The sequence below is a fragment of the Deinococcus metalli genome (genome assembly GCF_014201805.1).
Lineage (GTDB): Bacteria > Deinococcota > Deinococci > Deinococcales > Deinococcaceae > Deinococcus > Deinococcus metalli.
In genome coordinates this window covers 954,405-972,080 of record NZ_JACHFK010000001.1, presented here as the reverse complement: position 1 = coordinate 972,080, position 17,676 = coordinate 954,405, and the positions used below count along the sequence as shown (strand labels likewise).

At 72.8% G+C, this 17,676-nt stretch carries 14 protein-coding genes; 13 read left to right on the top strand and 1 reads right to left on the bottom strand.

The window, feature by feature from the left end; translation table 11 throughout:
- Positions 1-20 precede the first annotated feature (20 nt).
- From HNQ07_RS04760 to HNQ07_RS04750, 3 genes are all read left to right on the top strand, one after another.
- A complete protein-coding gene (locus HNQ07_RS04760; RefSeq protein WP_184109710.1) occupies positions 21-1,625 on the top strand; it encodes a catalase in 1,605 nt (534 codons plus the stop codon).
- A 173-nt stretch (positions 1,626-1,798) separates the two neighbouring features.
- A complete protein-coding gene (locus HNQ07_RS04755; RefSeq protein ID WP_229831726.1) occupies positions 1,799-2,788 on the top strand; it encodes an imelysin family protein in 990 nt (329 codons plus the stop codon).
- A 1-nt stretch (position 2,789) separates the two neighbouring features.
- Positions 2,790-5,087 carry a 4-helix bundle domain-containing protein gene (locus HNQ07_RS04750; RefSeq protein ID WP_229831727.1) on the top strand — a complete coding sequence of 766 codons (2,298 nt, stop codon included), beginning with the start codon at positions 2,790-2,792 and terminating at the stop codon, positions 5,085-5,087.
- Positions 5,088-5,099: 12 nt separating this feature from the next.
- Here the strand turns inward: HNQ07_RS04750 and HNQ07_RS04745 are convergent, their stop codons facing one another.
- Positions 5,100-5,507: a hypothetical protein gene (locus tag HNQ07_RS04745; RefSeq protein ID WP_184109708.1), complete on the bottom strand. Its 408-nt coding sequence runs from the start codon at positions 5,505-5,507 to the stop codon at positions 5,100-5,102.
- Between the two features lie 87 nt (positions 5,508-5,594).
- Between HNQ07_RS04745 and aroA the strand changes: the two genes are divergently transcribed.
- The 10 genes from aroA (at position 5,595) to HNQ07_RS04695 (ending at position 17,662) form a co-directional block, all read left to right on the top strand.
- A complete protein-coding gene (gene aroA, locus HNQ07_RS04740) occupies positions 5,595-6,920 on the top strand; it encodes a 3-phosphoshikimate 1-carboxyvinyltransferase (RefSeq protein ID WP_184109707.1) in 1,326 nt (441 codons plus the stop codon).
- Positions 6,921-7,143: 223 nt separating this feature from the next.
- Positions 7,144-7,440 (top strand): YiaA/YiaB family inner membrane protein, encoded by a 297-nt coding sequence (locus HNQ07_RS04735; protein ID WP_184109706.1) that lies wholly within the window; start codon positions 7,144-7,146, stop codon positions 7,438-7,440.
- 91 nt (positions 7,441-7,531) lie between these two features.
- On the top strand, positions 7,532-8,632 hold the full coding sequence (locus tag HNQ07_RS04730) for a PQQ-dependent sugar dehydrogenase (protein WP_184109876.1): 1,101 nt from the start codon (positions 7,532-7,534) through the stop codon (positions 8,630-8,632).
- Between the two features lie 172 nt (positions 8,633-8,804).
- Positions 8,805-12,179 (top strand): DEAD/DEAH box helicase, encoded by a 3,375-nt coding sequence (locus HNQ07_RS04725; protein ID WP_184109705.1) that lies wholly within the window; start codon positions 8,805-8,807, stop codon positions 12,177-12,179.
- A gap of 172 nt (positions 12,180-12,351) precedes the next feature.
- Positions 12,352-13,785, top strand: coding sequence for an anthranilate synthase component I (trpE, locus tag HNQ07_RS04720; RefSeq protein ID WP_184109704.1), 1,434 nt, complete (start codon positions 12,352-12,354; stop codon positions 13,783-13,785).
- A gap of 16 nt (positions 13,786-13,801) precedes the next feature.
- Complete coding sequence (locus HNQ07_RS04715) at positions 13,802-14,191, top strand: tautomerase family protein (protein ID WP_184109703.1); 390 nt, start codon at positions 13,802-13,804, stop codon at positions 14,189-14,191.
- Positions 14,188-14,817, top strand: a complete 630-nt coding sequence (locus HNQ07_RS04710) for an anthranilate synthase component II (RefSeq protein ID WP_229831728.1) — start codon at positions 14,188-14,190, stop codon at positions 14,815-14,817. The genes HNQ07_RS04715 and HNQ07_RS04710 overlap by 4 nt, the downstream gene beginning before the upstream one ends.
- Positions 14,814-15,833 carry an anthranilate phosphoribosyltransferase gene (trpD, locus tag HNQ07_RS04705; protein ID WP_184109702.1) on the top strand — a complete coding sequence of 340 codons (1,020 nt, stop codon included), beginning with the start codon at positions 14,814-14,816 and terminating at the stop codon, positions 15,831-15,833. The genes HNQ07_RS04710 and trpD overlap by 4 nt, the downstream gene beginning before the upstream one ends.
- A 57-nt stretch (positions 15,834-15,890) precedes the next feature.
- A complete protein-coding gene (locus HNQ07_RS04700; protein WP_184109701.1) occupies positions 15,891-16,202 on the top strand; it encodes a hypothetical protein in 312 nt (103 codons plus the stop codon).
- Positions 16,175-17,662, top strand: a complete 1,488-nt coding sequence (locus tag HNQ07_RS04695) for an aminotransferase-like domain-containing protein (RefSeq protein ID WP_184109700.1) — start codon at positions 16,175-16,177, stop codon at positions 17,660-17,662. The genes HNQ07_RS04700 and HNQ07_RS04695 overlap by 28 nt, the downstream gene beginning before the upstream one ends.
- Positions 17,663-17,676 lie beyond the last annotated feature (14 nt).

The following is a 17,676-nucleotide window of genomic DNA, read 5'->3' as shown; positions in this document are numbered from 1 at the left end:
CCCACGTGCCAGGAGTAGCCATGAGCGACGACAAGAGCTTCAAACCCAGCGAGCCCACCGACATGCAGGCCCCGAAGCCGGCCGGCGCTGCCCTCACCAACGCGCAGGGCGACGCGGTCGCCAGCAACGAGAATTCCCTGACGGCCGGCGCGCGTGGGCCGGTGCTGCTGCAGGACCACCACCTGCTCGAGCGCATGGCGCACTTCAACCGCGAGCGCGTGCCGGAGCGCGTGGTGCACGCCAAGGGCAGCGGCGCGTTCGGAACCTTCCGGGTCACGCGCGCCATTCCGGAACTGACCGTCGCCAAGCTGTTCCAGCAGGCCGGGACCGAGTGCCGCATGCTGGCGCGCTTCTCCACGGTGGCCGGCGAGAAGGGCTACGCCGACACCGTGCGCGATCCACGCGGCTTCGCGCTGAAGGTCTACACCGAGGACGGCAACTGGGACCTGGTCGGCAACAACACCCCGGTGTTTTTCGTGCGCGACCCCGTGAAGTTCCAGGACTTCATCCACAGCCAGAAGCGCCACCCCGCCACCGGACGCCGCAGCGCGACCATGATGTTCGACTTCTGGGGCCTGCGCCCCGAGACGGTGCACCAGACGCTCTACATCTTCGGAGACCGCGGCATTCCGCGCAGCTACCGCTTCATGAACGGCTACGGCAGCCACACCTACAGCCTGTGGAACGCCCAGGGCCAGCGCTTCTACGTGAAGTGGCACTTCCACACCCAGCAGGGCGTGCAGAACCTCACCGAGGAGGAAGCCACCGAGATCGCCGGGATAAACCCCGACTACGCGTTCCAGGACCTGCACGACGCCATCGAGCGTGGCGAGTACCCCAAGTGGCGCGTCAGCATCCAGGTCATGCCGGAGGCCGAGGCCGAGACCTACCACATCAACCCCTTCGACCTGACCAAGGTGTGGCCGCACGCCGACTACCCGCTGATGGAAATCGGGGAGTTCGAGCTGAACGAAAATCCGCGCAACTACTTCGCGGAGATCGAGCAGGCCGCCTTCGAGCCGTCGAACATGCCGCGCGGCTTCGGCGCCAGCCCCGACAAGATGCTCCAGGGCCGCCTGATGAGCTACGCGGACGCGCACCGCTACCGCATCGGCATCAACTACGCCGCCCTGCCGGTGAACCGCGCCGCGTCGCCCGTCAACACCTACAACCGCGACGGCCAGACGCGCTTCGACGGCAATTATGGTGACGCCCCGGTGTACGAGCCCAACTCCTTCGGCGGGCCGGTCGCGTCCGGCGACGCCGTGCAGGAGCCGCCCATCCGGATCGACGGCAACGCCGACCGCTACGGCTGGCCGCAGACCGATGAGGACTACTACGCGCAGCCCGGCGCGCTGTACCGCCTGATGAGCCCGGACGAGCAGGCGCGCACGCACGGCAACTTCGCCCGCAACCTGGGCGGCACCCCGGCGTTCGTGCAGGAGCGCTACCTGGGTCACCTCGACAAGATCGACCCGGCGCTGGGCCGCGGTGTGCGCGAGCAGATCGAGCAGATGAAGGCCGATCCTGCCCCCAGCATCAGGACTATCCTGTCTGAAACGCACACCTACGCCGCGGGCGGCCGCCTGTCGGCCCAGCCGCAGCCGGTTGGCAGCGACGACTGAACCACACCCCAGACCACCGGTCCCGTGGTGCCCCCGTCCGATGTGGCGGGGGCGCCGTCGTTGGGAACGGCCCCCGGCAAGGTGGACAACCCGGAGCCCGAATCTTGACTTAACAGCTCGGATTAGTCCAGGATCGGGGTATGCGATCCGCTCTGCTCTGCTCGGCTGTCCTGATGACCTGCTCTGCCGCCGGCGCCGCCGACCTCAGCGGCGTGAGGGCGTACCTGGACGCCAAGCTCACCACCCAGCTCAGCGGCACGCAGGCCCTGACGACCGCCGCCGACCGCTACTACGACCTCGCGCGCCAGGCCAAGTTCGACTACCGCGCCCTGGCGCGCGACGCGCAGGCCCGCGCGGCGGTGCAGGCCGCCCGCGCCGGCTGGGAAAAGGCCAGCCCGGCCTACGAGGACATCGAGGGCATCGTGGCCGGCGTCGGGGTGCTGAGCACCTTCGACGTGATCCTGGACGCCGGGACCAGCGGCGCTGAGGGCGGCGAGGACGTTGTGCCCTTCGACCTGACGCTGCCCAGCGGCAAGGTGCTGCCCAGGCCCGGCAACCTCTTCGGCGTGACCGAGGGAACACTGTGGAACACCGTGAAGGCCTACTCCAGCGGCGTGCCGGCCGACCTGAACGGCAACGGCCGTGTGGACTTCGGCGAGGCGATGCCCGACGCCAACGTCCTGAAGGCTGCCGCCGCCGAACTGCACGCGCAGGGCCGGAAGCTCCAGCAGGCCGCGCGGGCGTGGACGCCCAGCCGCGAGGACGTCTTCGGCGCGCTGGTGGGCAACGTGCCCACGGTCGGCCCGGTGTTCTTTGAGGACTGGAAGTCCAGCCCCTTCGTGCTGGGGCAGCGCAGCACCCGCAAGGACTTCGTGGTGATCTCGCGCATGGCCGACCTGACCGGCAACATCGCGTCGTGGCAGGCGATGTACCGCGGCCTGAGCGCGGACGTGCGGGCACGCAGCGCCCCCCTGGATACGCAGATCCGCACCGGCCTGGACGACCTGGCGCAGTACGTGGACCGGCTGGTGGCCCGCGAGCGCACCCGCCGCTACACGCCCGAACAGGCCGAGGCGCTGCAACGCGAGGCGCAGAACCGCGCCACCGTCATCACTGGCCGGCTGACCCAGGCCGCCGCGCTGCTCGGCGTGAGGATCGACTGACATGCGCCGGTTCCTGACTGTGTTGATCGCCGTGGCCGTCGGCATCCTGCCCGGCGCCGTGGCTGCCCCCGCCGCGGACCTCGCCACCGCTGGCGAGGGCATGCGCGCGCGCCTGGTCGACGCCACGCTGGAACTCGACTTCGATGCCGCGCAGGCGACGCGGCTGGTCGCGCAGGCCCGCGCGGAGTACGCCGGCATCTCGGCGCAGATCGAGACGGCCGATCCCGCCGCGGCACGTGGCGTGCGCGCCGCGCTGGACGCGGCCCAGGCCGCCGCCGCCCGCGGCGAGGCGGCCCCGCTGGCCCGCGCGGGCGCCCAGGCGTGGACGGCGCTGCTGCGCGGCGTGACCACCGGTCTGGAAGCCAGCGTGCAGGCCGGCGACGCCCAGGGCGCCCGCGAATGGCTTGCGGCCCGCGAGTACCGCGTGGCGAGCAGCCTGACCCGCCTGAACGCCGACGCGACCACCGCCGTCGAGGCCCTTGCCTCTGGCCGGATGAGCCCCGCCGACGCCCTGACCGCCGTGCGCTCGGACGTGCTCGACGCGTACCAGGCGCGGCTGCTGGGCGCGCTGCGCGACCTCGCGGACGACCGCGCGCGCGGTTTCGCGGTGCTGGGCGCTGAACACGCCGCCCTGGCGCAGGGCTACGCCGCCCTGCTGCGTCCCGCATACGCCGCGCAGCGGGGCGAGGCGGCCGCCCGCGCTCTGGACGCACAGCTCGCTGCGCTGCCGGCCACACTGGACGCCGTGAACGCCGCGCTGGGCGACTTCCGTGCCGCGCCGCTGACCGCCCGCGAGGTCGCGGCCCGTGCGGCGCAGGTCACGCGCTTCCTGGGACTGGTGCCGGTCGAGTACGCGCGCGGCGTCAAGACCGACGGCGGGCGGCCCATCGTGACCCTCGCAGTCGAGGTGAACGAGGCCCGCACGTTCCTGAGCGGCGCGCGGTCGGCGCTGGCTGACCTGAGCCCGCTGCTGCCGCCTGCGACTGGCGCGCCGCTCACACGCGCTTTCGGTGACCTGCACGCCCAGCTCAGCCCAGAGGGCATGGCCCGTGCGGTGCCCAGCCCCGACGAGCTGCGCGGCCGCGTCCAGGCCCTCCAGCAGCAGCTGCGCGCCGCGTTCCCGCCCGCGTGGCAGCACCAGGACGCCAGCGGCGACCTCGACGTGGTGCGCGCGCAGCTCGACGCGGTGGTGGCCGCCGCCCAGGCCGGCGAGTGGACGGCTGCCGAGACCGCCCGCCTGGACGCCTACGCCCTGCTCGAGAGCGGCACCGAGGCGCGCATCGCGGTGTTCAACCCGGATCTCAAGGCGCGGCTGGAGGGCCTGGTGTGGAACGGCACGGCGCCCAGCGGCCTGGCGACCCTGATCCACACCCGCGCGCCCGCCCGCGAGTTCCAGGTGACCCGCGCGGCCCTCCAGACCACCCTGGCGGACGTCGCGGGCGTGCTCGGCACCGAGGCGGCGCCGGGCGCGGTCGCCACCAACGCCGGCATCATCGTGTTCCGCGAGGGCCTGGAGGCCGTCCTGATCCTCGCGGCGCTGATGGGCAGTCTGCGCCGTCCCGCCGTGCGCCCCCTGCGGCGGCCGATGTGGCTGGGCGCGGCCGGCGCGATGATCGGCACCGCCGCCACGTGGTTCGTGATGCAGGGCGCGCTGTCGCTGCTGGGCCGCTACGGCGAGAAGCTCGAGGCCGTGGTGAGCGTGATCGCGATCGGCGTGCTGCTGCTGATCATGAACTGGTTCTACCACCAGGTGTACTGGACCGACCGCATGGCCTCCATGCAGCAGCACAAGCACACGCTCACGCACGGCGCGGCGCACCGGGCGCAGTGGTGGGGGCTGGCGGTGCTGGGCTTCACCAGCATCTACCGCGAGGGCTTCGAGACGGTGCTGTTCCTCCAGTCGCTGGTGTTGCAGGTCGGCGCGGTGCCGGTGCTGGGCGGCGCGGGCGCGGGCCTCGCGGCGGTGTGCGGCGTGGGCGTGGCCGTGTTCCGCTGGCAGGCGAAACTGCCCATGAAGAAGCTGCTGATCTGGACCGGCGTGCTCATCGCCGCCGTGCTCGCCGTGATGGTGGGCAACACCGTGCACACGCTGCAACTGGTGGGCTGGCTGCCGGTGCATCCGCTCCCCGTGGCGCTGCCGGCCGGGCTGGGGCTGTGGCTGGGCGTGCACGCCACCTGGGAGGGCGTACTGCTCCAGGGGGCGTCCGTGGTCGCCGTGGTCGGTTCCTTCCTGGCCGCCGAGTTCCTCAAGGAGCGGGAACTCGCCGCCCGGCGCGCCGGGCCGACCGTGTCCACGTAAGCCGCGGGGGCCCTACTTCGGGTTTGCCTTGCGGAACAGGGGCGGCGCGTCACTTCCGGCGGCGCCGCCCACCACCTCCTCGATGGCCGCGACGATCTCCGCCACGCTCAGCGTGAAGTAGCCCGCCTCGCCGCGGCTATACGCGTCCGCCCAGTGCCGCAGGCCGGCGTGATCGTCCGGCAGGGCCGCGTTCTCCTCGACCAGCGCCGTGACGGAGTGCCGCAGGGCGGCGTCCGAGATGGGAGAGTGGGCCAGTTCGCCCTGCTCGCCGTGCGGGGTGTGCAGGTGCAGGCCCTCCACCCGGATGTGCACGATGCCGCCGTCGTCGCCGGGCTCGGTCGCCAGGATCAGGATCGTGGACGACTCCTCGCCGGGGCGGGTGGCGTACGTCCAGCGCTGGCCGGGAGCGAAGTCGCGCATGGCCCACTGTAGACCACCCGGCACGTGGCCCCGGCGTGGGCAAGACAGCGCCGGGCCGGGGGACGGCGCACACGCTAGCCTCGCTGCATGAGTGCCGATGGTCTGCCGGAGCGCTTCGATGTGGTCGTTCACCCCGCGCGGGAACTGCGGGGCGAACTGCGCGCGCAGCCCAGCAAGAACTACACCACCCGTTACCTGCTAGCGGCGGCCCTGGCGGAGGGCCAGACACGCGTGGTGGGCGTGGCGACCAGCGAGGACGCCGAGGCGATGCTGCGCTGCCTGGAGGACTGGGGCGCGGGCGTCACGCTGGTCGGGGACGACGCCGTGATACGCGGCTTCGGCGCGGCGCCGCGCGCGGGCGTGAACCTGAACCCCGGCAACGCGGGCGCCGTGGCCCGCTTCCTGATGGGCGTGGCGGCCCTCACGACCGACACGACCTTCGTCACGGACTACGCGGACTCGCTGGGCAAACGCCCGCAGGGCGACCTGCTCACGGCGCTCGAACGTTTGGGCGCGCGCGTGAGCAGCGACGGCGGCCGACTGCCCATCACGGTCGGCGGTCCGGTGCGTGGCGGCGTTGTCGAGGTCAGCGCCGAGAAGTCCAGCCAGTACGCGTCCGCGCTGATGTTCCTGGCCCCGCTGCTGCCGGACGGCCTGGACCTGCGCCTGACCGATGAGATCAAGAGCCACGCGCCGCTGCGCCAGACGCTCGATACCCTGGCGGCCTTCGGGGTGCGCGCCACGGCGAGCGAGGACCTCAGCCGCATCACCATTCCCGGCGGCCAGCGCTACCACGCCGAGCGCGTGACGGTGCCCGGCGATTACCCCGGATCGGCGGCGATCCTCGCGGCGGCCGCGACGGTGCCGGGCGTGCTGCGGCTCTCGAACCTGCGCGAACGCGACCTCCAGGGCGAACGCGAGGCCGTGGCGGTGCTGCGCGAGATGGGCGCGGACATCGTGAGGGAGGGCGACACGCTGGTCGTGCGGGGCGGGCGGCCGCTCCACGCGGTCACGCGCGACGGCGACGGCTTCACGGACGCCGTGCAGGCCCTCACGGCGGCGGCGGCGGGCGCGGCCGGCACCACCACGTGGGAGAACGTCTCCACCCTGCGCCTGAAGGAATGCGACCGCATCAGTGACACGCGCCGGGAACTGCAGCGGCTGGGCCTGAGCGCCGCCGAGACCGCCGACTCCCTGAGTGTCACCGGGGCCGAGCGCGTCGCGGGGGGCGTCACGGCCGACGGACACGGCGACCACCGCATGATCATGCTGCTGACGGTGCTGGGCCTGCGCGCGGACGCGCCCATCACGATCACCGGGGCGCACCATGTCCGCAAGAGCTACCCGATGTTCTTCCGGCACCTGGAAGCGCTGGGCGCCCACTTCGAGTACCGCCCGACCGACGCGCCCTGAAAGCGGCGGGAGCCTCCACGCCACGGGTCACGTCCCGTCCGGGTCGGATGGCCGCAGGTGGCCCTGGGGTCATGGTCACCGGTTGCGGCGGAGGCCCGACTGGGCCGCAGGATTCCGCGCTTCCTTGACTCCGTCCGGACCGCAGGGCGGGACATTCGTCACCACTTACACTCGGTGCACCGTTTCGCCGGGGCGCCCGCCCCATTCACCCTGGAGGTCGGCCATGACGCAGCGCACGCCGTCGCCCTACACCGCTCCGGACCTGATCGGAGACTCGCCCGCGTGGCTCGGCTTCATCTGGCTCGCGTTCCTGATCAGCATGGCCGCGATGCTGGTCGGGATCTGGTACCTGCCCGTCGACGCCTGGATGCGCGGCTACCTGCTGATGGGCACGCTGTTCCTGACCGCCAGCACCCTGACCCTCAGCAAGTCGCTGCGCGACCGGCACGAGTACGAACGGCTCGTCAACCGCGTCAAGACGGCCCGGACGGAACAGGTGCTCAGCCAGTACGAGGGCTGAAGAGGGCGCCGGGTCACCGACGGCCGGGGCACCTTCATGCGCGCCCCGGTGCCCTCTCACACGCAAATGCTCGACTGAGCGCATGCCCTCCATGCTGCGGCCCCTGACTCTGGCCCTCCTGACCGTGTCGTGTGCCGTGCCCACGCCCGCCGCCGCCCAGACCTCGCCGGCCCTCAAGACGCCCGACGGCTTCAAGGTCATGGAATACGCCACCGGCTTCAAGCAGCCGCGCTTCATGGTGGTCGCCAGCACCGGCGACGTGCTGCTGAGCGACATGGGCGCCGGCACCGTGTATGTCCTCCCGGACGCGAATAAGGACGGCAAGGCCGACAGCAAGCAGGTGTACGCCACTGGCCTGAACCAGCCACACGGCCTGGCCATCCACGGCGGCTACCTGTACGTGGCCGAGACCGATAAGGTCGTGCGCTACGCCTACAAGCCCGGCGACACCAAGGCCAGCGGCCAGCCCGAGACGCTGCTCACGCTGCCCAGCGGCGGCGGCCACTCCACCCGCACCGTGGAGTTCGGCCCGGACGGCAAGATGTACGTGGCGGCCGGCAGCTCCTGCAACGTGTGCGAGGAGACCGACACCAAGCGCGCCGCCATCTGGGTCTACGACGCAGACGGCAAGAACGGCAAGCCCTACGCCACCGGCCTGCGCAACCCGGTCGGCATCGAGTGGGTGGGCGACACGCTCTACGCCACCAACAACGGCCGCGACCAGCTGGGCGACGACCTGCCGCCCGAGGGCTTCTACAAGGTCAAGGCCGGCGGCTTCTACGGCTGGCCGTACTGCTACACCACCAAGTCCGGCGAGGCCCAGGTGTGGGACAAGGACTTCGGCAAGAAGACCGCCGCCACCTGCACCGGCGCCACCCCCGCCTTCGCGCTGACCACCGCGCACTCCGCGCCGCTGGGCCTGGCCGCGTACACCGGTGCGAGCTTCCCCGCCACCTACAAGGGGCAGCTGTTCGTCGCGCTGCACGGCAGCTGGAACCGCAGCGCCAAGAGCGGCTACAAGGTCGTCACGGTCGATCCACAGACGGGCAAGGTCGCGGACTTCCTGACCGGGTTCCTGTCGGGCCAGAAGACGCTCGGCCGGCCTGTGGACCTCGTGGTCGCTCCGGATGGCGCGCTGCTGCTCACGGACGACGGCAACGGGAAGGTCTGGCGCATCCAGTCGTCGTCCTGACCGGGGACGCCTGGACCTGCGGGGACGCCACGTGACGTCCCCGCTGTCATTCGCGGACGGGACCACCGCCGGGGCAAGTGCCGGGAAGGTCAGACATTCGTCACCCCACGCGCGCTAGACTCGGGGGCGTGTTTGTTGACGAGCCCCTGACCGCCAGCCCGGCGGGGCAGCCGTGAAGCTCAGCCGGTTGCCGCCCGGGTTCGGCCTGGATACGGCCGCCCAGGGCCTCGCGCTGCGGGAAGGCGCGGTGCAGAACGTGTCGCGCGAGTGGACAGACGCCGGCTGGCGCGCCACCGGCGACGTGCAGGACGCCGGCACCACGTACCACGCCAGCGTGGAGCTGACTCCGCCGCCCGACCCGCAGCTGCGGGCGTCGTCGTGCACCTGCGGCCGCTACCGCTGCCGGCACGTGGCGGCCCTGGTGCTCGCTACCGATCCGCCGCCCACGCCCCGCCCCGCGGCGATTCCCGCCGCGCCCGTCCCGCGCGCCACCGAGGAAGCGCTCGACGCGCGTACCCAGCAGTGGCTGGCGTCCTTCCAAGAGCAGCCGGGCCAGACGCGCGGCCGGCAGTTCGAGTTGCGCTACCTGCTGCGCCTGCTGCCCCCCGCCAGCGGTGGCGGTTCGCGGCGGGTCGCCATCCAGGTCATGCGGGTGCCGGTGCGCGGCGACCTGCCCGACCTGCGCGGCGCTGAGCGCTATAGCGTGCCCAGGACGCTCTCGACCGCGCCCGGCTTCGTGCGCCGCGACGACCGTATCCTGCGGCTGCTGGAGATGGCCACCGCGCCCGCCCATGAGCCCGGCCGCTACGGCGAGGAACTGTACGCCCTGACGGACCACCCCGCCGGCGACCTGCTGATCGACTCGCTGCTCGGTTCCGGCCGGCTGTGCTGGGAACGCGCGGACCAGCCGCTGCGGCGCGGTCCGGAGCTTGCCGGTGAACTCGCGTGGGCCAGCGACGCCCGCGGCGCCCAGACGCCGACCCTGATCGCCCCGCACGTGCCGGGCGCGGTCGTGCTGCCGGTCACGCCCCCGTGGGCGGTGCAGCCGGACATCGCGGAACTCAGCCGCCTGGGCGTGAACGCCAGCCCGGATCAGGTCGCCCGCTTCCTGTCCGGCCCCAGCCTGGCGCCGGCCCAGGCCACAGCGCTGGCCCACGCGATCACTGCGTCCGGCCTGAACCTGCCCATCCCGCAGACCGTGCAGGTGCGTGAAGAGGACCTGCCGTACACCCCTCAGCTGCACCTGATGGGCCGCACCGCCACCGTGTATGTCCGCGACGGCTGGGCCCGCCGACCCGAGACGCGGGTGTTCCCGGCGGCCGAACTCCGGCACGCCTACGGCGGTCTGGCCGTTCCCGACGGCGCCGCCAGCAGCGGCCCCACCCTGTACCGCGACGGGGTCCTGACGCGCGTGACCCGCCGGCCCCAGCAGGAACGCGACGCCAGCCGCGACCTGCACCTCGCCGGCTTCCAGCGCCTGGAAGACCTGTACCAGGGCGACTTCACGCTGCCCGGAGACCTCGGCGACCTGCTGAGTCTGGACGGCGACGACGCGTGGGCCGACTTCATGCGCGAGGGCCGCCACGCGCTGGAAGCCCAGGGCTTCACGGTCCTGCTCCACCCGGACTTCCCGCTGAACTTCGCGCAGATCACCGACTGGTATGGGCACGCCGACGACAGCGCCGGCGGGTGGTTCACCCTCGACCTGGGCATCGTGGTGGACGGCCAGCAGGTCAGCCTGATCCCCGTGCTGGCCGACCTGATCGCCCGGCAGCCGGAACTGTTCACGCCCGAGGCGCTGCAGGATCTCTCCGACGACGAGACCATCACCGCCACCCTGGCAGATGGCCGCCGCGTCGCTTTGCCCGCCGGGCGCATCCGCGCCATCCTGAGCGTGCTGGTTGAACTCAATCTGCGCGACCTGCCGCCCGGCCCGCTGAAGCTCCCGCTGCTCGACGCCGCCCGCCTTGCCGAACTGGAGGGCGCCGTGCAGGCCCGCTGGCTGGGCGCCGAGCGCCTGCTCGACCTCGGCCGCCGTCTGCGCGACTTCGGCGGCATCGACCCGGTGCGGCCCCCGCAGGGCCTGAACGCCGATCTGCGCCCGTACCAGCTCCAGGGCCTCGCGTGGCTGCAGTTCCTGCGCCAGTACGACATGGGCGGCATCCTGGCCGACGACATGGGGCTGGGCAAGACGGTCCAGACGCTCGCGCACCTGCTGCTGGAGCAGGAGTCCGGCCGCGCCGACCGGCCCAGTCTGGTGGTCGCGCCGACCTCCGTGATCGGGAACTGGCAGTCCGAGGCGGCGAAGTTCGCGCCGTCGCTGCGGGTGCTGACGCTGCACGGCAAGGACCGCCGCGCGAGCTTCGAGCGGATTCCGCAGCACGACCTGATCCTGACGACGTATCCGCTGCTGCCGCGCGATCTGGAAGATCTGGCGGCGTTCGCGTACCACCTGGTGATCCTGGACGAGGCGCAGAACATCAAGAACAGCAAGACCGCCGCGGCGAAGGCGGCCGGCGCGCTGGACGCCCGCTACCGCCTGGCGCTGACGGGCACGCCGCTGGAAAACCATCTGGGCGAGCTGTGGTCGCAGTTCAACTTCCTGGCGCCGGGCCTGCTGCACGACGAGCGGACCTTCCGGGAGCTGTACCGCACGCCCATCGAGAAGCGCGGCGATCCCGCGCGGCGGACGGCGCTGGCGGCTCGGGTGCGGCCGTTCATCCTGCGGCGCGAGAAGCGCGACGTGGCGCGCGAGCTGCCGCCCAAGACCGAGATCCCCGTGCGCGTGACGCTGGACGGCGACCAGCGCGACCTGTACGAGACCGTGCGCGTGACCATGCAGGGCCGCGTGCAGGAGGAGCTGCGCGCCCGCGGTCTGGCCCGGTCCACCATCGCCATCCTGGACGCGCTGCTCAAGCTCCGCCAGGCCGTGACCGATCCGCGCCTGGTGAAGCTGGACGCCGCGGCGGGCGTGCAGGGCAACGCGAAGTTCGACTGGCTGCAGGGCAACCTGCCGCAGATGCTGGAGGAGGGCCGCCGCGTGCTGATCTTCAGCTCCTTCGCCACGCTGCTGGGCCACCTGGAGCCGTGGCTCAAAGCCGAGGGCATCCCGTACTCCATGCTGACCGGGCAGACGCAGGACCGCCAGGAGCAGATCGACGCGTTCCAGGCCGGGCGCACGCACGTGTTCCTGATCACCCTCAAGGCCGGTGGGGTGGGCCTGAACCTCACCGCTGCCGACACCGTCATTCACTACGACCCGTGGTGGAACCCGGCCGCCGAGGACCAGGCGACGGACCGCGCGTACCGCATCGGGCAGGACAAGCCGGTCTTCGTGTACAAGCTGATCGCGGCGGGCAGCGTGGAGGAGCGCATCCTCGACCTGCAGGGCCGCAAGGCGAACCTGGCGCGCGCCGTGCTGGACGGAGGCCTGAGCGACGCGACGCAGCTCACGGCCGCAGACCTCGACCGGCTGTTCGCGCCGCTGGAGGACGAGGAGGACGCGGGCGCCCCTTCGGCCCCCGCGCGCGCGGAGCTGCGCTCCTGAGCGCCCCTTGAGGCCGGCGGGTGGGCGCGCTATGCTCCGCTCATGTCCGAACGCCGCGCGTGGTGGTGGCCCAGCTTTGCCTGGGTGTAACGCGCTGTAGACCGCTCGATGGACGCGCCCAGGTGGATCACCCCACCGGGCGTTTTCTTTTGCCCCGCCGCACAGGAGCCGCATGACCACAGCCCACGCCACGCCGACCCCCGATACCCTCCACCTGGCCGTCACCGAGCTGAACGCCGATCTGGACACGCCCGTCACTGCATACCTGAAAGTGGCCCAGGGCGAGACCGTCACCTTCCTGCTCGAGAGCGTGGAGGCCGGCGAGAAGCTCGGCCGCTACTCGTTCATCGGGGTGGGCGAGCAGGGCCGCTTCGAGTACCGCGCCGGGCACGTGCACTCCAGCGGCGTGTTCGGCGACGGGACCGGGCCGGACGCGGACCCGCTCGCCCGGCTGTACGCCGCGATCACCCGCACCGTGCCGGTACCCGACGGGCTGCCCGCCTTCGTGGGGGGCGCGGTCGGGTACGCCGCGTACGACATCGTGCGGGCGTACGAACGCCTGCCGGACGCCAATCCGGACGAGCTGGACGTGCCGGACGCGTGTTTCATCGCGCCGCGCGGCATGGTGATCTTCGATCACCTGCGTCACCGCCTGGTCGCGGTGGCGACGGCCCCATCGGTCGACGCCGCCGAGGCCGAGGTGCAGACGCTGGTCGCCCGCCTGCGCGGCCCGCTGCCGGACGTACCGGGGCAGGGCAGCGTGCCCGCGCCGCAGTTCACCAGCAACTTCACGCCGCAGGGCTACCAGGCCGCGGTGGAGCGCGCGCTGGAGTACATCCGCGCCGGCGACATCTTCCAGGTGGTGCCCGCGCAGCGCTTCAGTGCGGAGCTGGGCGGCGTGCACCCCTTCGCGCTGTACCGCGCGCTGCGCCGCGTGAATCCCAGTCCGTACCTGGGCTACCTGCAACTCGGGCCGGTCACGCTGGTCGCCAGCAGCCCGGAGAGCCTGCTCGCCAGCGACGGCGCCTCGGTCACGACCCGGCCGATCGCCGGCACGCGGCCGCGCGGCGCCACGCCGGAAGCCGACCACGCGCTCGCGGCCGAACTGCTGGCCGACGAGAAGGAGCGCGCCGAGCACCTGATGCTGGTGGACCTGGGCCGCAACGACCTCGGCCGGGTCAGCGAATACGGCAGCGTGCGCGTGCAGGACGCCTTCACCATCGAGCGCTACAGCCACGTGATGCACATCGTGTCCAGCGTGACCGGGCAGTTGCGCGCCGGCCAGACGCCGCTGCACGCGCTGGCGAGCGTTCAGCCGATGGGCACGGTCAGCGGCGCGCCGAAGATCCGCGCTATGGAGATCATCGACGAACTCGAACCCGTGCGGCGCGGTCCGTACGGCGGCAGCTTCGGGTACATCGCCTTCGACGGCAGCATGGACATGGCCCTCACGCTGCGGACCATGGTGATCGCGCACGGCCGCGTGCACATCCAGGCGGGCGCGGGCATCGTCGCGGACAGCGACCCGGTCAGCGAGGAACTCGAGACCCGCGCCAAGGCCGCCGCCCTGATGCGCGCGGTGGAACTCGCCGCCGGTGGGCTGTGAGCAGGGGAGGGCAGTGATGCTCCACGTCAAGATCTACGGCCACGCCGAGTTCATCGCCGTGCGCCGGCAGCAGGTCTCGGACGCCATCCAGCGCGCCGGGGTGCAGGAACTCGGGCTGCCCGAGGCCGGGCGATCCCACCGGTTCCTCGGCCTGGACGGCGCGGACTTCATTCACCCGGACGACCGCGGCGCGGCCCACCTGATCGTGGAGATCCACGTCATGGGCGGGCGAACGGACAGGGCGCTGCGCGCGTACCTGCTGGCCCTCCAGGCCGCCCTGGAGGACTACGCCGGGGTCGCGCCCAACGACCTGGACGTGATCCTGCTCGAGACGCCGCCCGCCCGCTGGAGTGTGCGCGGGCACATCGGCGACGACCTGACGCTCCCACCCGAGGTGACACGGTGACCCTGCCCACGCCGAGCGCGCCGCTGCGCGTGCTGCTGATCGACAACTACGACTCGTTCACGTACAACCTCGTGCAGTACCTCGGGGAACTCGGCGCGGAGCTGACCGTGTGGCGCAACGACGCCTTCACGCTTGACGAGGTGCGCGCCCTGAACCCCGAGGCGATCGTGGTGTCGCCCGGGCCGTGCACGCCGCTGGAGGCCGGCATGAGCGTGCAGGTCGTCCGCGACCTCGGTCCGGAGTACCCGCTGCTGGGCGTGTGCCTGGGCCACCAGAGCATCGGAGAGGCGTACGGCGCGCGGGTCGGCCGGGCACTGCTGCCGGTGCACGGCAAGACCAGCCCGGTGCGCCACGACGGCCAGGGCCTGTTCGCGGGTTTGCCGGACGGCGTGAGCGTCACCCGCTACCACTCGCTGGTCGTGCGCGACCTGCCGCCGGAGCTCCAGGCGACTGCGTGGACCACCGACCCCGGCGAGGAGATCGTCATGGCGCTGCGCCACCGCGAGTATCCCGTCTACGGCGTGCAGTTCCACCCCGAGAGCATCGCCACCGAGCGGGGCATGGACATGCTGCGCAACTTCCTGCACGAGGTGCGGGCCTTCCACGCGCGCGGAGTGGGCGCATGATCCACGCCCGGCTGATGAACGGCGAGCAGCTCTCGCAGGCCGACGCCACCGCGTTCATGCGCGAGGTGATGACCGGCGAGATGAGTGCCGTCCGGCTCTCGGCGGCGCTGGCCGCCCTGCGCGTGCGCGGCGAGACCCCGGAGGAGATCGCGGGCTTCGCGCAGGCGATGCGCGAGAACGCCGTGCCGGTCCGGGTGCGGCCCCGGCCGGTGCTGCTGGACGTGGTCGGCACCGGCGGCGACGGCGCGCACACCTTCAACATCAGCACCACGACCGCCTTCGTGGTCGCCGGGGCGGGCGTGCCGGTCGCCAAGCACGGCAACCGCGCCGCGAGCAGCCGCGCCGGCAGCGCGGACGTGCTCGAGGCCCTGGGCGTGGACCTCGACGCCAGCCCGGAGGTCGTGGCGGACGCCGTGGACACTCTGGGGATCGGCTTCATGTTCGCGCGTAACTACCACCCTGCGCTGCGCCACGCGGCGGCGGTGCGCTCGGATCTGGCGTCGCGCACGGTGTTCAACATCCTGGGGCCGCTCAGCAACCCGGCGGGCGCCACGCACCTGGTGGTCGGGGTGTTCAAGCCGGAACTGACCCGCACGCTGGCGGAGGTGCTGCGCCTGCTCGGCGCGGGCGGCGCGACGGTGGTGTACGGCGACGGCCTGGACGAGTTCAGCGTGTCCGGCGTGAACACCGTGTCGGGCCTGCGCGGCGGCGAGGTCATCGACCGGCAACTGCACCCCGAGGAAGCCGGCGTGGCGCTCCACCCGCGCGAGGCCATCGTGGGCGGCACACCCGCCGAGAACGCCGAGATCACCCGCGCGCTGCTCACCGGCAGCGGCACGCCCGCCCAGCAGGACATCGTCGCGCTGAACGTCGGGGCGGCCCTGCGCACAGCCGGCGTCGTGGCGTCCATCCGGGACGGCGTGGACACGGCCCGCGAGGTCATGAAGGGCGGGCAGGGGTGGGACGTGCTGCAGAGGTACGCGGCGCACACCCGGCGGGGCGCGGACCGCGGCTGACCTGGGTGTGCCGGCCCGCCTACACTGCCGGCGCGCTCCAGGGTGCATCCTGGGTCCATGACCGCCGAAGCCGTGACCTTTCCCGCTCCACCGCGCGTGCCGTACCCCGGGGGCTGCGTGCTGGAGCCCGGCCCGTATGCCCTGGACTGGCTGCTGAAGTGGCCGGCCGACATCACCGTGAACGGCGCGCCGCTCGGGCACCGGCCCGTCTATCCCTTCCTGATGGACCTGCTGGCCGACCCGGCCGCCCACGGCCTGACGCCGGCCCAGGCGCAGGCGGCGCGTGACCGGTACCTGACGCTGGCCGGGCAGGCGCTGGAGGCCGAGGGCGGGCAGCGCGCGTGGCTGGAACGGGAATTCCGCCGCTGACCGCGGAGGAGGACCGCTGGAGTGCCCTGCGGCTGCTCGACGCCCATCCCGGCGAGGCGCAGCACACCCGCGTGGTCCGCAGCCTGCGTGACCTGCTGGGACGGGGCGTCATTCCGCAGGGCACCCGCCTGCCCGGCCACCGGCGGCTGGCAGGTGTGCTGGGCGTGTCGCGCAACACGCTGGTGGACGCCCTGGATCAGCTTGAGGCCGAGGGCTTCCTGACCGTGCGGGGCCGCAGCGGCACGGTCGTGAGCCTGCCGGCGTCGGCCCCGGCGGCGGGTACGGCAGTGTCGCTGCCGCTCAGCGCGTGGGCGGCGCGCGTGGTGCAGGGCCGACCGGGCGAGCGGTCCGGCGAGTACGCCGTGGACTTCCGGGTGGGCCAGGACGTGCCGGACCTCTACCCGGAGGCTGCGTGGACGCAGGCGCTCGCGCGCCGGGCGGGCGGGGCCGCGGGGCGCGCGGCCGATCCGCTGGGACCACTGGAGACGCGGCGCGCCCTGGCCGCGTACCTGAACGCCGAACGCGGGGCGCGCGTCACGCCGGACATGGTGATGCTCACGGCCGGTACGCAGGCCGCCCTGGACGCCCTGGCGCGCGTGTTCCTGGAACCCGGCCGCACCGCCGCCGTGGAATCGCCCACCTACGAGGGTGCCCGCGCGGCGCTGGCGGCCACCGGCGCGGCGCTGTGGCCCGTCCCCGTGGACGGCGCGGGCCTCCAGCCGGACGCGCTGCCGCCGGACGCAACGCTGGCCTACGTGACGCCGGGCTGCCAGTACCCCACGACGGCCACGCTGCCCGCGCCGCGCCGGCAGGCCGTGGTGGGCTGGGCCCGGCGGGTGGACGCCCTGATCTTGGAGGACGACTACGCCGCGGACCTGTCGCTGGACGGCCGCTCGCCGGCGGTGATGCAGGGGCTCGCGCCCGAGCGGACGGTGCTGCTGGGCAGTTTCAGCAAGGTCCTCGCTCCCGTCACGCGCAGCGGCTTTCTGGTCGCGCCGCCGGCCGTGGTCGGGGTGCTGGCGGCCACCCGCGCGCTCACAGACCGCGGACCGGGCACGTTGGACACGCTGGCACTCGGGGACGTGCTGGCGTCCGGCGCGTACACCCGGCACCTGCGGCGGGTCCGGCCCGTGCTGCGCCACCGGCAGGAGGTGCTGCTCGCCGCGCTGCGCGCCCACCTGCCGGAGTGGCCGCAGCGGGCCGCCAGCGCGGGCCTGCATGTGTACGTGCCGCTCCCAGACGGCCTGGGCGAGGACGCTCTGGTGGCCGCCGCCGCCCGCCACGGAGTGGCCCTGACGCGGCTGGGCCCCCTGAGCGGGGGGGACGGCGCGCCCGCGGTGCTGCTGGCCTTCGCCCACCTGCCCCCAGACGCGCTCAGGGACGGCGTGCAGCGCCTTGCCCACGGTGTGCGGAGCCTGCGTGAACCGGCCGGGCGGCGCCAGGGTGTCAGAGGGCAGTAGGAACGCGCACGGTA

What these genes read in the sequence shown, in the direction of transcription:
- HNQ07_RS04760 (WP_184109710.1), top strand. Translation starts at nt 21, where the DNA reads ATGAGCGACGACAAGAGCTTCAAACCCAGCGAGCCCACCGACATGCAG.
- HNQ07_RS04755 (WP_229831726.1), top strand. Translation starts at nt 1,799, where the DNA reads ATGACCTGCTCTGCCGCCGGCGCCGCCGACCTCAGCGGCGTGAGGGCG.
- HNQ07_RS04750 (WP_229831727.1), top strand. Translation starts at nt 2,790, where the DNA reads ATGCGCCGGTTCCTGACTGTGTTGATCGCCGTGGCCGTCGGCATCCTG.
- HNQ07_RS04745 (WP_184109708.1), bottom strand. Translation starts at nt 5,507, where the DNA reads ATGCGCGACTTCGCTCCCGGCCAGCGCTGGACGTACGCCACCCGCCCC.
- aroA (WP_184109707.1), top strand. Translation starts at nt 5,595, where the DNA reads ATGAGTGCCGATGGTCTGCCGGAGCGCTTCGATGTGGTCGTTCACCCC.
- HNQ07_RS04735 (WP_184109706.1), top strand. Translation starts at nt 7,144, where the DNA reads ATGACGCAGCGCACGCCGTCGCCCTACACCGCTCCGGACCTGATCGGA.
- HNQ07_RS04730 (WP_184109876.1), top strand. Translation starts at nt 7,532, where the DNA reads ATGCTGCGGCCCCTGACTCTGGCCCTCCTGACCGTGTCGTGTGCCGTG.
- trpE (WP_184109704.1), top strand. Translation starts at nt 12,352, where the DNA reads ATGACCACAGCCCACGCCACGCCGACCCCCGATACCCTCCACCTGGCC.
- HNQ07_RS04715 (WP_184109703.1), top strand. Translation starts at nt 13,802, where the DNA reads ATGCTCCACGTCAAGATCTACGGCCACGCCGAGTTCATCGCCGTGCGC.
- trpD (WP_184109702.1), top strand. Translation starts at nt 14,814, where the DNA reads ATGATCCACGCCCGGCTGATGAACGGCGAGCAGCTCTCGCAGGCCGAC.
- HNQ07_RS04700 (WP_184109701.1), top strand. Translation starts at nt 15,891, where the DNA reads ATGACCGCCGAAGCCGTGACCTTTCCCGCTCCACCGCGCGTGCCGTAC.